Source organism: Kangiella sp. M94, assembly GCF_054926195.1.
Genome location: NZ_CM142903.1, coordinates 1,259,325 through 1,274,992, shown reverse-complemented (window position 1 = coordinate 1,274,992; position 15,668 = coordinate 1,259,325). Strand labels below are relative to the sequence as shown.

Annotated in this window: 19 protein-coding genes; 18 read left to right on the top strand and 1 reads right to left on the bottom strand. The window is 41.8% G+C overall.

The features are described 5' to 3' along the window. The first annotated feature begins 3 nt into the window (after positions 1-3). Together ACYTXU_RS05815 and ACYTXU_RS05810 are read left to right on the top strand one after the other, a co-directional pair. Positions 4-1,248 carry a lipoprotein-releasing ABC transporter permease subunit gene (locus ACYTXU_RS05815; protein WP_462209070.1) on the top strand — a complete coding sequence of 415 codons (1,245 nt, stop codon included), beginning with the start codon at positions 4-6 and terminating at the stop codon, positions 1,246-1,248. After that, a complete protein-coding gene (locus ACYTXU_RS05810; RefSeq protein WP_462209069.1) occupies positions 1,241-1,927 on the top strand; it encodes an ABC transporter ATP-binding protein in 687 nt (228 codons plus the stop codon). The genes ACYTXU_RS05815 and ACYTXU_RS05810 overlap by 8 nt, the downstream gene beginning before the upstream one ends. Positions 1,928-2,335: 408 nt before the next feature. Here the strand turns inward: ACYTXU_RS05810 and ACYTXU_RS05805 are convergent, their stop codons facing one another. After that, positions 2,336-2,977, bottom strand: coding sequence for a DUF2062 domain-containing protein (locus tag ACYTXU_RS05805; RefSeq protein WP_462209067.1), 642 nt, complete (start codon positions 2,975-2,977; stop codon positions 2,336-2,338). A 48-nt stretch (positions 2,978-3,025) separates the two neighbouring features. Between ACYTXU_RS05805 and ACYTXU_RS05800 the strand changes: the two genes are divergently transcribed. The 16 genes from ACYTXU_RS05800 (at position 3,026) to msbA (ending at position 15,629) form a co-directional block, all read left to right on the top strand. Continuing rightward, positions 3,026-5,383, top strand: a complete 2,358-nt coding sequence (locus ACYTXU_RS05800) for a DNA internalization-related competence protein ComEC/Rec2 (RefSeq protein WP_462209065.1) — start codon at positions 3,026-3,028, stop codon at positions 5,381-5,383. Positions 5,384-5,461: 78 nt separating this feature from the next. Further along, positions 5,462-5,734 carry a hypothetical protein gene (locus tag ACYTXU_RS05795; RefSeq protein ID WP_462209063.1) on the top strand — a complete coding sequence of 91 codons (273 nt, stop codon included), beginning with the start codon at positions 5,462-5,464 and terminating at the stop codon, positions 5,732-5,734. Positions 5,735-6,114: 380 nt separating this feature from the next. Then, on the top strand, positions 6,115-6,495 hold the full coding sequence (locus ACYTXU_RS05790) for a hypothetical protein (RefSeq protein ID WP_462209062.1): 381 nt from the start codon (positions 6,115-6,117) through the stop codon (positions 6,493-6,495). 85 nt (positions 6,496-6,580) lie between these two features. After that, positions 6,581-7,096 carry a hypothetical protein gene (locus tag ACYTXU_RS05785; RefSeq protein WP_462209060.1) on the top strand — a complete coding sequence of 172 codons (516 nt, stop codon included), beginning with the start codon at positions 6,581-6,583 and terminating at the stop codon, positions 7,094-7,096. Between the two features lie 84 nt (positions 7,097-7,180). Beyond that, the gene (locus ACYTXU_RS05780; RefSeq protein ID WP_462209059.1) at positions 7,181-7,882 is read left to right on the top strand and encodes a DUF4328 domain-containing protein; all 702 of its coding nucleotides are present in this window, start codon (positions 7,181-7,183) and stop codon (positions 7,880-7,882) included. Between the two features lie 30 nt (positions 7,883-7,912). After that, positions 7,913-8,407: a DinB family protein gene (locus ACYTXU_RS05775; RefSeq protein WP_462209057.1), complete on the top strand. Its 495-nt coding sequence runs from the start codon at positions 7,913-7,915 to the stop codon at positions 8,405-8,407. Between the two features lie 73 nt (positions 8,408-8,480). Continuing rightward, positions 8,481-8,885, top strand: a complete 405-nt coding sequence (locus tag ACYTXU_RS05770; RefSeq protein ID WP_462209056.1) for a hypothetical protein — start codon at positions 8,481-8,483, stop codon at positions 8,883-8,885. 129 nt (positions 8,886-9,014) lie between these two features. Continuing rightward, positions 9,015-9,356, top strand: coding sequence for a hypothetical protein (locus ACYTXU_RS05765; RefSeq protein WP_462209054.1), 342 nt, complete (start codon positions 9,015-9,017; stop codon positions 9,354-9,356). Between the two features lie 46 nt (positions 9,357-9,402). Next, complete coding sequence (locus tag ACYTXU_RS05760; RefSeq protein ID WP_462209053.1) at positions 9,403-9,885, top strand: hypothetical protein; 483 nt, start codon at positions 9,403-9,405, stop codon at positions 9,883-9,885. A 266-nt stretch (positions 9,886-10,151) separates the two neighbouring features. After that, positions 10,152-10,529 (top strand): hypothetical protein, encoded by a 378-nt coding sequence (locus tag ACYTXU_RS05755; protein ID WP_462209051.1) that lies wholly within the window; start codon positions 10,152-10,154, stop codon positions 10,527-10,529. Between the two features lie 239 nt (positions 10,530-10,768). After that, positions 10,769-11,287, top strand: a complete 519-nt coding sequence (locus tag ACYTXU_RS05750; protein ID WP_462209050.1) for a hypothetical protein — start codon at positions 10,769-10,771, stop codon at positions 11,285-11,287. 2 nt (positions 11,288-11,289) lie between these two features. After that, positions 11,290-11,655: a hypothetical protein gene (locus tag ACYTXU_RS05745; RefSeq protein ID WP_462209049.1), complete on the top strand. Its 366-nt coding sequence runs from the start codon at positions 11,290-11,292 to the stop codon at positions 11,653-11,655. Between the two features lie 407 nt (positions 11,656-12,062). Then, the gene (locus ACYTXU_RS05740) at positions 12,063-12,404 is read left to right on the top strand and encodes a helix-turn-helix transcriptional regulator (RefSeq protein WP_462209047.1); all 342 of its coding nucleotides are present in this window, start codon (positions 12,063-12,065) and stop codon (positions 12,402-12,404) included. 362 nt (positions 12,405-12,766) lie between these two features. Beyond that, a complete protein-coding gene (locus ACYTXU_RS05735) occupies positions 12,767-13,420 on the top strand; it encodes a MotA/TolQ/ExbB proton channel family protein (RefSeq protein ID WP_462209045.1) in 654 nt (217 codons plus the stop codon). A 30-nt stretch (positions 13,421-13,450) separates the two neighbouring features. Next, positions 13,451-13,873 (top strand): ExbD/TolR family protein, encoded by a 423-nt coding sequence (locus ACYTXU_RS05730; protein ID WP_462209044.1) that lies wholly within the window; start codon positions 13,451-13,453, stop codon positions 13,871-13,873. A gap of 7 nt (positions 13,874-13,880) precedes the next feature. Continuing rightward, entirely contained in the window at positions 13,881-15,629 is a 1,749-nt protein-coding gene (msbA, locus tag ACYTXU_RS05725; RefSeq protein WP_462209042.1) for a lipid A export permease/ATP-binding protein MsbA, read from the top strand. Positions 15,630-15,668: the final 39 nt, after the last annotated feature.

The window sequence follows — 15,668 nt, the reverse complement described above, 5'->3', positions numbered from 1 at the left end:
CTGATGCGACTGCCATTCTCGTTATTTGTAGGGTTGCGCTATACCAGAGCTAAGCGCCGTAACCACTTCATTTCTTTTATATCGTTAATATCCATGATTGGAATTGCCCTTGGGGTCATGGTGCTGATCACGGTGATGTCCGTGATGAACGGCTTTGAGCGTGAGCTTAGAGACCGGATCTTAGGAATGGCGCCCCATGTCCTGGTTCAGGAGCTTGGTGGCCCGATAACAGATTGGAAAGCTTTGGAAAAAAAGGTCAAACAGCATCCGGAGGTCATCGGCGCCTCTCCTTATGTGCAGTCAGAAAGCATGTTCCGTTTTCAGGGGCGCGAGCGTTTTGGCATGGTGCAGGGCGTCCTTCCCCATAAAATCAGCGAAGTCTCCATCGTTAAAGATAACATGTACAGCGGTTCCTTCGACGAGCTTAAAGCCGGAGAATATAATATTGTACTCGGCGCATCGATCGCTCGAGGTTTAGGCCTTAATATAGGCGACAAAGTTTCCTTATTGATTCTTAGTGAGACCAGAATTTCGCTGGCTGGAATCAGTATGCGCACCAAGCGCTTCACCGTAACGGGTATTTTCGAAACCCGCTCGGAGGCTGATAAGAGCCTTGCCTTTATTCACATGGATGATGCCGCACAATTATTACGCCAGGAAGGGGTTTCAGCGCTTCAATTGAAAACCAGTAATGTCATGAATGTGTATGACATTAACTATCAGGTCAGTGAACTGCTGAATCACCAATATTTCGTCACTGATTGGACGCGCCAACATCAAACCTTATTCAACGCGATTGATATGGAAAAGAAGATTATGTTTATTCTTCTGACCTTCATCATCGCCGTGGCTGCATTTAATATTGTCACTTCACTGGTTATGCTGGTAACAGAAAAACAGGCCGATATTGCTATCTTAAGAACCCTCGGTGCAAGTCCTGGATCAATCCTCCGGATTTTCATGACCAGCGGTATTATCAATGGCTTAATCGGTACTCTGGCAGGGGTTATCCTGGGCGTTTTATTGGCATTGAACTTACCCGATATTGTTAACTGGGTAGAAACGGTATTTGGTGTCAGTGTATTCCCGCAAGATGTTTATTTCGTGAACTTCCTGCCTACTGAACTGATTGTTGATGATGTCATTAAAATTGGTCTATCAGCATTTGCTATCAGTGTCTTAGCGACCTTGTATCCTTCATGGAAAGCATCCAAAACTCAACCAGCGGAGGCTCTTCGTTATGAATAATGATCATTTGATAGAAGTAACGAATCTGAGCCGTATTTATGAAGATGGAGCCAGTAAGGTTACTGTTTTAGAATCTCTTAATCTAACGGTTGAACGAGGCGAACAGTTAGCCATAGTCGGCGCATCTGGTTCAGGCAAAAGCACTCTATTGCATTTAATAGGAGCCTTGGATTCACCAACTGATGGCAAGGTTCTGATTAACGATCAGGATGTGCATAAACTTAAACCCAAAGCGCAGGGCGAATTCCGAAATATGAATATTGGATTTGTTTATCAATTCCATCATTTGTTGCCAGAGTTTACTGCGCTGGAAAATGTGGCCATGCCGCTGATCATTCGAGGAACTCCTCGTGAGCAAGCCTATCGTAAAGCTGGCTCCTTAATTGAACGAGTTGGACTTACCAATCGTGGAACTCATAAACCTTCAGAGTTATCCGGAGGCGAACGTCAGCGTATTGCCTTTGCACGCGCTTTGGCTAATGACCCTGTTTGTGTGTTAGCAGATGAACCAACCGGTAATCTGGATCACGCGACTGCATTAAGAGTTTATGACTTGATGTGCGAAATTAACCAGGAAATGGGCACCACTTTTATCACCGTAACTCACGATCTTGAATTAGCATCAAAAATGCAACGCCAACTGAAATTAGAAGACGGCCATTTAACGGTAATTGAGTAAGTAAGAGATACCCCGTATTAATAATAGAATTGCTAACTGCAATACTCCCTTCACAGCATCAATCCTAAAATCAGATCCTGTCATCCCGCGGTGCCGAGGGCATTTCCTTCGGTCGCTTACCGCGGACAAAATCTCAGGGAGAGATTTTGAACAGCGAAGCTGGCCTCTGGTGAAATACAGGGACGTATTTCATAATCCAGTGACTTTTTTAACCATAATAAAAGCTTCTGAAGCACTCACTCTTTCAAGAAATGTAGTAAAGAAATTCCATTTTATTGTTGCTTAAGTGAACGGTGTTACGCGTATAGGAGCTTTCTAGTTGTCGTGTTCTACACTAAGGGACATCTCTTAACAAAATCCTAGCTAATCTCGTACAACGTCAAAGAGCCAAGTTTGTCATAATCCCGCTCAGTCGTTGCGATGGTCGTTACGTTTCTCGCGATAGATTTCTTCAGCTGAGTCAGAAGGATTATCGTCTTCATCGGCATCATCTTTTTTGCCGAGCTGATCAAGGTGCAGGGTATGAAGCAACTTTTCTTTCCAGCGGGCCTGACGTGCTCGCCATGCGCGCACCACATGTAAACGCCATAATAGATTGATCGTGTGGTAACCAATAAACGACAAGGTGCCGCCACAGATAAGGCAACCAAGCAGGAATGGTTTCCAGATATGAATCAGCTCAGACCTGAGCCATTCAAAGCTTAGTTCAAATGTGAAATCACTGGGTGGAACGCCGAGAATCCAGGCGCCAACTTTATAGGCGAAATAGAACATCGGCACGATCGTGATTGGATTGGTGATCCAGCAGAGGACAACAGAAATCGGCAAGTTTACTCTAAAGTAAATGGCCAATGCTGCTGCAACAACCATCTGGAATGGAATGGGCAGGAAGCCACAAAATAAGCCCACAGCAAAAGCCCCGGACGCACTGTAGCGGTTGAGGTGCCATAAACCCGGATCATGAATAAAATCACCGAAAACCTTCATGTAACGGTTTTCCTTAATCTTTTTATGATCAGGTAAATATTTTTTAAAAATTTTGCGGGGCATTAAAAATCACTTAACACTGTAAAACAATCAGGATAAGGACTATCCATTATGTTTGTATGGACACTGGCATTTTTGGCAGGTTGTTGCTCTATACTGTTCATTCCAAGTTTGTCGTTTGACGTTATCATTTTATCAACGCTTTTATTGGTGCTGGTAGTTATCGGTATTTCCTCAACTACTATAACCATCCTAACAAAGCATCCCCAAGCATTTAAAACAAAGTTTTTAGCGCTTGGAGGCCTGTGCCTTGGAATTGTATGGACTTGCAGCAACGCATATTGGCAGTTACAGCGCCAAATACCGGAGCCCTTAAACAATCAGGCGCACATTATAGATGCCGAGGTTGTTGAATTACCAGCTATTTATCCTGAGTATTGCCAGTTTAGGGCTCGTATTCAGCGAGCCGACGATAGCCTTCTGTTAGGCAAGCTGATTCGATTAAAGTTCTATCAATCTGAATGTCCTTTCAGATTAGGTCAGCTATGGCAAATGCAAATCAAGCTCAAACCCATCCATGGCCCGGTCAATATGGCTGGCTTTGACCTCGAACGATTCTATTTCGAAAATGGGGTTGATGCGCGCGGCTACATACGCACAGACTGGCTTGAACTAAAGTCCAATACCAGCAACCCGATACATCAATTCCGTCAATATACGCATGACCGATTAGCCACTTTAAGCAATGCGGGTATTTTTCAGGCCTTGCTGATTGGTGAAAAATCATCCATCACTGATCAGCAAAGAGAAGTCCTGCAAAAGCTCGGGCTGAGTCACCTGATCGCTATTTCTGGACTGCATATCTCAATCATTGCTGGCGTTAGCTACTGGTTGATCAGTTTTCTGTGGGGCAGGGCGTCAGGCTTATCGATTGGCAGAAGGTGGCCACCATTTCATGTGGGCCTGGTTGGCAGCTGCATCATTGCTTTTCTCTACAGCGCCATGGCAGATTTTTCCATTCCAACAGTGCGCGCTTTATTGATGTGGTGCTCAGTTGCTTTGGCTTTTCTGTTACAAAGACGGTCTGCTCTTTACGATGGATTAATCTGGTCGCTGTTATTGGTACTGCTAATATTCCCGCTCAGCGTTCTTTCTGCCAGCTTCTGGATGACTTTTATAGCGGTAGTGGTCATAAGCTTAATGCTGATGGGGCGCACTCAACAGGCTAACAACTGGAAACATAAATTCAAAACCTTGTTAAAGCTGCAAGTTGCCATTACCTTAACCCTGGCCATTCCCTCATTACTTTATTTTCAACAGGCCAGTTTCCTCGGCATGCTGGTCAACATCGTCATGATTCCGCTGTTTAGTATCGTGTTACTACCAGTCATATTTCTAAGTTTCATATTCAGTCTATTAGGTGTGACTTGGCCATTGCACCAACTTGATAGCCTTGTGGGTTATTTCTTTCAATACAGCGAACAACTTTTACACAGCAGCTTTGTCCAAAAGTCATCCTTGATTGTTATCAACGCAACACTACCAACGCTGATCGGCGTAGTGTTATTTCTTGTCTTACTTATCTGCTGGCTTCCGCTATCAAGCACCAAGAGACCGTTGATTACTTTCGCGCTATTGATCAGTTCAATCATGCTGATGGGTCAAAAACTTGATCGACAATTATCAGAATACAAATTATTAGATAATAAATGGTCAATAGAAATCTTTGATGTCGGGCATGGACTAGCCGTTTTATTACACAACAATAATCACGCCATTTTATACGACACCGGATATGCTAGCTCCGGCTCAAGCGCCGTTTCCAGTTACATCATTCCCAGCCTTAAAACATTAGGTATCAATAAGATTGATACCCTGATATTAAGCCACAAAGACAACGACCATGCAGGTGGAGTCTATGAACTGCTGGATAATATTCCCGTTAACCAGATCATAGCCGACTCCTGGTATGACAAACCTAGCCAGCCGTGCGAAGTAGGGCAGACCATACAGCTCGAAGGCGCAAAACTTGAGTTTTTCTACGGCGAACAAAACGCCGTCTCCGACAAAGCCAACAACCAATCCTGCGTGGTAAAAATCACCATCGACGAATTTAGTATTCTAATACCCGGCGATATCGAAAAAGACGCAGAGTATCTGTTAGCAGCCGCCGAAGATTACAGCAAACTGAAATCCGATATACTCATCGCACCGCACCACGGCAGCAAAACCTCCTCAACCTATCCCTTCATCAAACGCGTCGACCCCGACATCGTCATCTACACCAGCGAACTCCACAGCCGCTATCCGATTCCTCATCCCAGCGTCTACAAACGCTATCAAGAATTCAACATCAAAGCCGAACACTCAGGCTGCGCAGGCCAGATCACCATCAATCCTTATGACAGAGCTATAAAACGCTGGAGAGAAGAGCAGAAGGTTTGGAGGAAAGAGGCTTGTGAGGTTTGAGAAAGTGGACTGCAAACACATAAAACTGTAGTCTTCTTGCATGAATTTAGATTAGCCAAAGGCACAAAGTGAAAGCTTATGAGAAAAATAATATATTCGCTTATGGGTATTTGTTTTATTGTCTTTTTCGTTTATGAGTATACCGTAGCTTTTAAAGATAGGTTGAAGCTACATGGTATCGTTGAAAGGGTAATTATCGATAAGGCTACTACCATGACTGTTAAGCTGGATGATGGTAGGTATATAAATGTAAACTCACCATACGTAAAAGCAAATACAAGAGTAGTGCTCAGTTGTTTTGAAGGTGGTTTATCTGGAAAGCTTTATTGTGACTATACTTTTTCAGAATAACTAAATTATTGGATGCGTAAAAAGAGTGGTAGGGTGCGTCATGACGCACCGCTTTAAAATATACAGAAGCTTCGAATTACATAAGTTAATGTAGCCTCGACGAGCAAAGCGAACTCGAGGTTTTGATTATAAACTGTGATTCAAACCTGATGCTGTCGCATATGCTGAATTGAAAACTCAACTGACAAAGTCATTGCAATACCTAAAAACCTAACTATTATAAGGCGTTATCTCTTTTCTCGCTCAAGAGCGTAGTAATTAACAGAAAAGAGATACCAAAACAGAAATGTTCGGTTTTATATGGTATTAGCCTGAAAAACGGACATTAAAATCAATAGGTTATCGGCGATGTCCGGTAATATAATGTTATGTTCATCTAGATGAAATGCCCAAACTGTAAATTAGATAAGCTTGCAACATTAAAAGTTTTTTGGAGTAGAAAAAAGAATCCAGTGCAATGCAAAGGCTGTGCTAAATTCTTTTATATACCGAAGAGCAAGAGCGATTTATATTGGTCGGTGGTTGCTGGAGGAATGCCATTTATTTTCTTTTTTGGGTTTTTCATTGGAAAGGCTTATGCTCCTGTTCATCTTTGCCTAGGTTTGGTCTTTCTAGGTTTATTGATTCAGCAGATTGAGTTAAAGAAAGTACCACTTCAGGAAACAGAAAAGCCAATGCTTAAAAGTAACTTAATTGAGTGGATAGTTACCACGGCTATCCTTATAGCTTTGGTTTGGGTTCTCTGGGATATTTGGCAATGATCATTAAGCCACACGATAACAGAACAAGCGGCATCAATCGCGACGGCCATACTGGCCTCCGCTGTGCCGAGCGTTAGGGATAGAAATGGAATACAGTTTCAAGTATGTAAGTACCCATAAAGATCTAATCGATAGCTATAATGCTGTTAGGAATGCCTCGTCTGGTTTGAGTGGTTGGTCTCGAGGACTGATTTTATTGCTCGGACTTATGTGGTTACTTGGATTTATTTTCTTAGCACCACGGGCAAACAATATTTGGCAGCCACTTGTATGGTTGGGTCTAGGTATTTTCATTGTCTGGAAAATAGCAATTAAGCCTCACCTAGAGAAAAAATACATAAAAGAAACAAATGAATCAGAGCAAGAAGTGAATCTAGAAATTAATGATGTAGAAATAAAAGCGACTTATCCAAGCGGTGAGTACCTCTCACGAAAGTGGGAAGAACTAGAAGCTTTTCAAGGCTTCAAAAAAGGTGTGCTGATGGGTTTTTCTGATGGTACATTGACGTGGTTACCTTTACGTGTTTTTAATGGAAAGAAAGAAAAGAATAAGTTTATTAATTCTGTAATATTAAAGCTGCGAGAATATGAAGCCCCCTAACCAGTAGTTCTTTTGCGACATTTCACTCGTAAACTTACTCGCTGCCGCAAAACAAAAACGTTAACGCCACAAGGAGATAGTACATTGCTAAAGAATAAAGAAGGTTTCAGCGCATCAGGAAACCTGACAAAGTGGGTTCGGTACGTGCTTTATGCCCAAATTGTAGTCGCCGTAGTTTCAATAGCATCTGGCTCTGCGGAATACGAATTGCTGTCGAGCGTTCAGAATGGAACTTATACATCGGAAGCGCAGGTGATAGCTGATGCGGAGGCAAACGATCAACGTCAAAGAATAATTGGACTTGTTTATTTGTCGGTGTTTGTTATTTCTGGATTTCTAATATTACGCTGGATTCATAGAGCAAACTCCAACGTAAAGCAGCTTGGCGCGAAGAATATGGCCTTTACACCAGGTTGGTCAATAGGTTACTACTTTATACCAATTCTATGTTTGTGGAAGCCATACCAGGCAATGAAAGAAATCTGGAAGGCCAGCAAAGACCCTTCTGACTGGGAGTCACAAGATATAAGCGGAGTGTTGCCGTTATGGTGGGCTGTATGGCTCATATCGAATTTTCTGGGTCAGGCCATTTTTAGGATTTCCGAGCGTGCGGAAGAGCTTGAAGAGCTGATGAACATTAATCTTATTTATCGAATATCAGATGTTTTAGACATAGTATTAGCGCTGGTTTTTTTGACTATCGTAAACAGAATTTATAGCTTTCAAACACGTCATTTGGAAAGTGCTAACATTCACATGCAGCCGACCGCTGAAGGCGCCGTCTGATTTGGGCGTTAAGTGCGATGGGATAGTCTCATGAGAGATACGGCGGTTCTTACTCGCTACAAGGCCTGGGCAGACGATCTGCTTCTATCTGCGTTGTCTTTGCTTTCCGATACGGAGCTTACCGCACCGCGTTCAATCATCTTTGGTAGTTTGGTTCGCACGCTCAACCACTCCTATCAAATGGACTACGTCTGGAAATGCCATCTGCTAGGCAAACCTCACGGCTTAAACACACGCAATCCCGAAGGTTGCCCGGAACTTGAGGAACTGATCGTAGGCCAACGCAGCATTGATGAATGGTATGTCAACTACGCTGATACTCTCGCAGAGAATGAGCTTGGGGAGATTGTAGAGTTTGAGTTTATTGGGGGAGGAACCGGACAGATGAATCGTCGGGATATCCTACTGCACGTCGTAAACCATACTACCTACCACCGAGGCCACATTGCTGGCATTCTCTATCAGCTCAATGTTTCGCCACCAGTTACTGACTTTCCGGTGTTCTTGCGGGAGACTGGGGTTTAATAATTGCGTCTACCGGAACTGGTTTTCCGCTGGCGTTCCAAATCAACCTATTACATGAATTAATGGAGAAAAAATGAAATTCATCGGATTTTTAATCGCGGTCATATTAACAGGGTGCGTCGCAAATCAGCCAAAAGAAACACAAACTAGCTATATTCCACCTCAAGAAAGAAAGCTCTTTGATCCGGAGATTATTAATGGCCAGTTAGTGATGCCTCGAGACCAATGGTTTCACAATTTTAAGGCAAGTGGCATTCCTGGGTTTTGTGGTGATCCACAGGCTGGTTTTTTACGCGTATACAAAGGAACTCCAGAAGACTGCCCAGTAATAGTAGAAAAAGTATTGGATTTCTGCTTTGAAAAGCTTTCAGAAAAATATATACCTGAAAAAGTTCAAGGCATGGCTAAAGCAAATGCATATGGACAAAGCATGGGCATGTGTTTGCTAATTAACTATCAAAAAAATAACAATGCATAACAAAGCCTGCAAACGGAGCTACGCGTTAACGTGCTTCGTCCGTTAAAGGTAATGTTAGGGCTTAGAGTAAATTACAGAATTAATGGGGCGGAATAAATTTATGCTGGCGGCGTTAAGGATAAATAATTGATGAACAGAAAATTAACATATTTATTATTACTTTTTCCGGAAGCGTCTTTTGCTTCTGACATGGGAAGCCCTGAATTGTGGTTTTTTATGTCGTTGGCTGTTGGCTTCTTGGTGAGTGGATTATTTTATTTAATATTTGGCTTTATAATTTCGCTCATAGGCTTTAAAACTGAAAATGCTGTCTTAGCTAAAGTACCTCTGTTTTTTGGGTTTGTGGCGGGATTTTTAAGTTTGGTAATATACTCAGAGTTCAGTGCACTCAGCTTCGGTTTGTTTGTCGGTATATTATTATCGAGCCTTGTATATTACAAAATAATAAGCAAGTTGATGAGGTCAGAGTAAATTAAAAGCAACATCTATACAAATTGCTTATTAAGTTGAGTCATATATGAAACGTTTTATATTTATAGTTTTCCTAATATTCCCTGTACAGATAACATACTCTAAACAAGTTTACTCATATTCCTATTTATTAGATAAGTATGATGACCTGGTCGTTTTGGATATTGATAGGAAGCAAGTTAGTGAATTGCCTTATGGTAATGATATGGAAGTTTGTGAGCTAGATAGTAGTATTCATTGCTTCAAAACTCCCAAGATATGGTTTGCTGTACCTGAAGACCCTGTAATCTCAGGTCAGTCGTGGGTTCAAGACGATATTGAATATCGGGTTGTTAGTGAGAGTAAAGAAATTCTTGGTTTGGATGATGTCTTTCTCATTGAGGCTCAATATACGAATGTAGAGATAAAGACGGTAATCAGTAGTTATTTATACTCGAACAGTAGGGGATTGCTATTTATTAACGTAACTTTAGGAAATGAAAAGCCTATTTCTCTTATATTAAGTGATGATATTGGATTTCCGAAGTAATGCTTAGGTAGAGATCCTCGAACACGCTATCGCTGTTCGAGGCTACAAAGGAAAAGCAGATTCTAAATTAAATTTATGATGACAAGCCTGTGGATTGGTGCTTTTTTGTAGGGTGCGTCGTGACGCACCGCCTGAGAGTAATAAGGGGGTGCAAAATTGTATTAAAACTTCCGCTGAAAGCAGATAAACGATAAAACTCATATTGAGTTTTTTGAGTAAACTTTTCTAATAAAGGCACAATTAAAGATAGGTATATTGAGGTAGTTATGAGAGTCACTAGAGGAATAACATTATTCTGTCTGTTGATAATAAGTGTAAGTGCTTGGTCATCTTACGAATCCGTTGATTCAATTACAGACGGGGAAATAGAAAATTATAAAAAGGCTATTAGTAATGGCTGTTATGAGAGGGGAGATGCTGGAGGATTTGACCCAGAATTTACGAAAAGAATATGTTCTTGTATTGATGAAACACTTGACGAAACCTTTACTAGGCAGGAATGGGCTCAAATGATTTATGATGTAGTAACCTCAAAAAGCCGTCAAGAAGCAGTAAGTAAATCTATTCCTAAAGTTTTAGAGACCATCAAATCGTGTCCAGATAAGATTAAGGAAAGTATGGAAGCTAATGGGGAGCTAGAGTAAATTAAGAACTATATATTAATATCCTCGCCATAAGGCCATAAAGAAGCAAAGCGGTGCGTCACGACGCACCCTACCTAAAAATTGCAGTAAGCGTAGCCTCGACGAGCGTTAGCGAACTCAAGGTTTTACTAGTAGAGGCCCTTGAACAGGTTGATGCATTATTTCACCTCTCTAAAGAATAATGGGGGCAGAACTTGGTGGATACCAATGAAAGTTCCTAAAGGAGCAGAATTAAGAAAATGTACTCTTACTCCATTAAATTGAAACTTAATGTGCTGTTTATCGTTTTAGCAATGCTAGTAGATTGTGACTCTTCTCAAAATAAGGAAATAGATCTTGTATTGCCGGAGTATTACCAAATACGAATACATGATCTTGAGGTATCAAAGCAATTTAACGATATTTTAAAAAATGAAGACATATCTTTTGAACAGATAGATCCAGAAACAATAAAAGTAAATATTTCTAATCAAAAGAAAATTGATGAATTATATTTTGAATATATAGAAAGCGACCTACCAAAAGACAGGTCTATTTCTTTGTCAATGACAGGCCTGGAAGAGGAAGTCATTGGTGAGTTTAAATCTCATAATATCAACTTTATTAAAAAGAAAAGATATGGGAAGAGCTGGTTAGTTTGGTCTAGTGATGACGCTGAAGAAGCAAACGAGATCATTAGAGAAAGCGAAGAACGTCTAATGGATGAATACATGGAGAGTATAAATAATAGCCAAGAATCAGTAATTAATGGTCATTGATAATGAATCATATTGAGTTGTTAAAAGAATTTGAGGTAAAGGAGCCTTTACCGGATGCTTTAATCGAGGCTAACTCGGCCCCCCTTTTTGATTTGGATGAGGATATTTCATTAGTCATTCCTTCCTATATGGCTTGGTGCCTAAAACATGATCACAGTGATGGAAATTTAGTTATTGATGGCACAATTTCAGCCCTGTCTGAGATTGGTAGAGTTAAGAACATTGAGCACAGCTATTATAACTTTAAGTCTGTGTGTTCTGAAAAACAAAAAAGCCTAATAATTGAGTTTTTAGAATGGACTTTATTATTTGATATTCTCAATCAGGAGCACATTGAAAGAGCAATAAAGCAGTGGCGTAAAGCCTAATATTTCCCCGGTAAAATATAAAAAGAGCAGATCCTGACTTTTGTCAGGATGACAAGCCTGTGGGTTGGTGCTTTTTTGTAGGGCTCGTCGCGACGCACCGCCTGTGGCTCAATGGTACGATGCTGTTTCACAATGAGAATATAATCTAAATGGAGAGAGAAATTAGTTTAATGGCTTTTAATAAATTCACTATCTATATAGTTGTACTCATTAGTCTTATAGTTACTATATTAGGGAAGCCGTCAGGGTCAGAATAAATTATGAGCCTCCCATTAAGGTTCAGGTATTTAGTGGAGCAGTGTATACTCATGGCATAGCAATGACGTAGAGCTGTCATATAGATGACGTATCAAAAAATAAGGTTTCTCGCGATAATAAAATGAATGTTTATATCGGAGAAAACAGTAATGGAAATGAAATTAGATAAAATAAAACTAAAACAACTTAGAGAGTCCAAAGCCTGGAGTCAGTCACATCTTGCTGAGGTTAGCGGGATTAGTTTAAGAACAATTCAACGTATTGAAAAGTCAGGTATAGCTTCACCTGAGTCAGTTAAGTCTATCTGTGCTACTTTTGGTATTCATATTAGTGACCTCTCAGTCAGTGAAGAGAATCAAGAGGAGATAGTTCCTTCATTGCTAGGTTTAATGAGGTACAAGACATCTGGCATGGATAAAAAAGCTACTCTTATTTCAACCGTCGTTGCATTTATCACTGCCTTTATCATAGCCGTTGTTTTAACGATCTAACGCCTATAACTAATGGGATCAGAATGAATTAAGAGCACTTTTTACTCAGACCCCGTTACCCCCAGCGCTTTTTTGCAGAGTGTTTCTTGACTGACCGCTTGGGTATCATCAGGTTTTATGGTGCGTCACGACGCACCCTACCTCAAATATCAACCTTTCCCATTTCCCCTTAACCACGTCACAGTTGGGCTTAATTAGCTCTTGCTCTTACTGGGCGTCTACTGCAAAATGGTTCGGTTCCTAATTTTAGAATTGTTTGTTTTTCAATCAATTAGGCCAGTTGGCCGAAGTAAACTATAAGCTGGCAATAATATGATGATAAGCCGGTGATTTATCAGTCTTTTTCAATGACGAGGGGAGATATGCCTTTATTTGCTACCTCAAGCGGCATGTTGTTTGATCTGCTTAAAACAGGTGGTTGGACGATGGTGCCAATTACGCTGTGTTCTTTAATTGCTATGGGTATCATTGTTGAGCGCTTTTGGAGCTTGCAACGTAACCGTATTTTGCCAAAGCATCTGGTTGCTCAGGTTTGGACCTGGATTAAGAATGGTCAGTTTGATAAGACCAAGATGCGCGATCTGAAAAATAGCTCGGTATTGGGTGAAGTTTTAACGGCGGGTCTGTTGAATCATCAGCACGGTCGTGCGGCGATGAAAGCCAGTATTAATGAAGCGGGGCGTGCAGTTGTGGTTCGTCTGGAGCGCTTTTTGAATACATTGGGCTCGATTGCTTTGGTAACTCCTCTATTAGGTCTTTTGGGTACTGTTATCGGTATGATTCGGGTGTTTACGGTGATTCGCTTGCAGGGCGTGGGTAATGCTGATGCTCTGGCTGGCGGTATCTCGGAAGCTTTGATTACGACGGCTGCCGGTATGGCTGTGGCAATCCCGACTCTGGTTATGCACCGTCATTTCAGTCGCCGTGTTGAAGAGCTGGTTAGCGAGATGGAGCAGGAAGCCTTGAAGATGGTGGATGTGCTGCATGGCGAACGTGAAATTTTCACCGGTAACTAAGCCGACTAACTAGCAGGCCTTGTAACGAATATGTGGCAAAACAAGAAAAAAGAAGAGTTGCAACTGAATCTGACACCACTGATCGATGTGGTGTTTTTGTTGTTGATTTTCTTTATGGTTTCGACCAGTTTTAAGAAAGAAAGCAAGATCAACCTGGAGTTACCGGAAGCTAATGGCGAAATTGCCGAAAAGCTCCCTGAGGTCATCGAAATCAGTATCAATAAGGATGGCGAGGTGTTTGTTAATGGCGAGGGCTTGATTAATCGCCAACTAGAGACTATAAAGGACGCCATTACGCAGGTAGCCAATGATCCTGCAACGCCGCTGGTCATTAACGCAGATGCGCAAGCGCCTTATCAGTCGGTGATTAGCGTTATGGACGCAGCAGGGCAAGTAGGTTTTAATAACCTGACACTGGCTACGCAACAACCTAAATCGGATACTCAAGACTAGTCGACTCATGACTGAACCAAAAAACTACACAGGCTGGGAAATCTACAAACGCCTGTTGGGCTTCACCAAGAAATACAAAACGGTATTTATCGTTGGTGTAGTCGCGAACATCCTCTTTGCACTGGTAGAAACTTATTTTGTTAACTCGATTAAATACCTGATTGATGATGGTATCAGGGCGAAAGACAGCCATTTTCTACTGGTTAAAACACCGTTATTTATTATGGGCGCGATTGTGCTACGCGGCGTGTTTAACTTTATCTCCGTGTATTGCATGGGCTGGGTTGGCCGCAAAGTGGTGCAGACCCTGCGCGAACAGCTTTATGAGCACTTTGTTCGCCAACCAACTGAATTCTTTTCTAAGCGTGCCCCGGGTAATCTTTTATCGACCCTGACCTTTAATACCGAGCAGGTTGCGGTGGCCAGTTCCGATGCCATCACTTCGGCGCTGCGTGCTGGTGGCACCATTCTGTTTATTATTATCTTTATGTCCTTGACCAGCTGGCGCTTGACGCTATTTTTGTTCATTTTAGTGCCGATTGTTGGCTGGGTGATTAAAGTCAGCGCTCGTCGCTTGAAAAAAGTCAGTAGCAGCATTCAGAACGTTGTGGGTGATGTGACTCGCGCTGCGGAAGAGTCTATTAAAGCGAATCAGGTCATTAAGATTTTTGGCGGCACTGAACGCGAAATTAAAAACTTCAATAAGCAGGCCAATCGCAATCGTCAGCAGGACATGAAGCTGATTGCGACTAAAGGTATTGCTTCGCCGGTTATTCAGGTGATTGCCGGTGTTGGTTTTGCCGCCATTATGTATTTCGGCAGCCTTGAAATGCTTAATGATCGTATTTCAGAAGGCGAGCTAATTTCCTTTATTACTTTGATGGCGATGATTCTGCGTCCATTAAAAGAAGTCAGTAATGTTAATACACACTTGCAACGTGGTATTGCCGGTGCGCAAAGTGTGTTCGATATTCTGGACTTGCCGAATGAGCCGGACGAAGGCACAAAAGTTATCGACAAAGCTGACGGTTCTATTGAGTTTAAAGAGGTGACTTTTGGTTATAAACCCAACGAGCCTGTTCTCAATAATATTTCGTTCAATGTACCGGCTGGACAGTCCATCGCATTAGTGGGTAAGTCCGGTAGTGGTAAAAGTACCATCGCCAGCTTGCTGCAACGTCTTTATAACATTGATGATGGCGAGTTATTAATTGATGGAATTCCGGTGAAGGAATTAACGCTGGATTCGTTACGTAAGCAAATCGCCATCGTGTCGCAAAGCGTGGTTTTATTTAACGATAGCATTCGCCATAACATTGCTTATGGTCGTATGGATGAAGTGTCTGATGAAGACATTATTAAGGCAGCTAAGAATGCTCATGCCTGGGAGTTTATCGAGAAATTGCCGGAAGGTTTGGATACGGTAGTTGGCGATAATGGCGTCATGCTATCCGGCGGTCAGCGTCAGCGGATTGCGATTGCAAGAGCTATGCTAAAAGATGCACCGATTCTAATTCTCGACGAGGCGACTTCGGCACTGGATACTGAATCCGAGCGATACATTCAACAAGCGCTTGAAGAGCTGATGAAAGATCGAACTACGGTCGTAGTAGCACACCGATTATCAACCATCGAAAGTGCCGATCGAATATTAGTGCTGAAAAACGGCATCATTATCGAATCAGGAAGTCACCAGGAATTGCTTGATAAAAATGGTGAGTACACTCGACTGTATCAGATGCAATTTAGCGAATAAGTAGCGGAATACTAATCCGTAAACAACGAACCAGCAGGA

Coding starts and splice junctions, on each gene's coding strand:
- ACYTXU_RS05815 (WP_462209070.1), top strand. CDS start 4: ATGCGACTGCCATTCTCGTTATTTGTAGGGTTGCGCTATACCAGAGCT.
- ACYTXU_RS05810 (WP_462209069.1), top strand. CDS start 1,241: ATGAATAATGATCATTTGATAGAAGTAACGAATCTGAGCCGTATTTAT.
- ACYTXU_RS05805 (WP_462209067.1), bottom strand. CDS start 2,977: ATGCCCCGCAAAATTTTTAAAAAATATTTACCTGATCATAAAAAGATT.
- ACYTXU_RS05800 (WP_462209065.1), top strand. CDS start 3,026: ATGTTTGTATGGACACTGGCATTTTTGGCAGGTTGTTGCTCTATACTG.
- ACYTXU_RS05795 (WP_462209063.1), top strand. CDS start 5,462: ATGAGAAAAATAATATATTCGCTTATGGGTATTTGTTTTATTGTCTTT.
- ACYTXU_RS05790 (WP_462209062.1), top strand. CDS start 6,115: ATGAAATGCCCAAACTGTAAATTAGATAAGCTTGCAACATTAAAAGTT.
- ACYTXU_RS05785 (WP_462209060.1), top strand. CDS start 6,581: ATGGAATACAGTTTCAAGTATGTAAGTACCCATAAAGATCTAATCGAT.
- ACYTXU_RS05775 (WP_462209057.1), top strand. CDS start 7,913: ATGAGAGATACGGCGGTTCTTACTCGCTACAAGGCCTGGGCAGACGAT.
- ACYTXU_RS05770 (WP_462209056.1), top strand. CDS start 8,481: ATGAAATTCATCGGATTTTTAATCGCGGTCATATTAACAGGGTGCGTC.
- ACYTXU_RS05765 (WP_462209054.1), top strand. CDS start 9,015: ATGAACAGAAAATTAACATATTTATTATTACTTTTTCCGGAAGCGTCT.
- ACYTXU_RS05760 (WP_462209053.1), top strand. CDS start 9,403: ATGAAACGTTTTATATTTATAGTTTTCCTAATATTCCCTGTACAGATA.
- ACYTXU_RS05755 (WP_462209051.1), top strand. CDS start 10,152: ATGAGAGTCACTAGAGGAATAACATTATTCTGTCTGTTGATAATAAGT.
- ACYTXU_RS05750 (WP_462209050.1), top strand. CDS start 10,769: ATGTACTCTTACTCCATTAAATTGAAACTTAATGTGCTGTTTATCGTT.
- ACYTXU_RS05745 (WP_462209049.1), top strand. CDS start 11,290: ATGAATCATATTGAGTTGTTAAAAGAATTTGAGGTAAAGGAGCCTTTA.
- ACYTXU_RS05740 (WP_462209047.1), top strand. CDS start 12,063: ATGGAAATGAAATTAGATAAAATAAAACTAAAACAACTTAGAGAGTCC.
- ACYTXU_RS05735 (WP_462209045.1), top strand. CDS start 12,767: ATGCCTTTATTTGCTACCTCAAGCGGCATGTTGTTTGATCTGCTTAAA.
- ACYTXU_RS05730 (WP_462209044.1), top strand. CDS start 13,451: ATGTGGCAAAACAAGAAAAAAGAAGAGTTGCAACTGAATCTGACACCA.
- msbA (WP_462209042.1), top strand. CDS start 13,881: ATGACTGAACCAAAAAACTACACAGGCTGGGAAATCTACAAACGCCTG.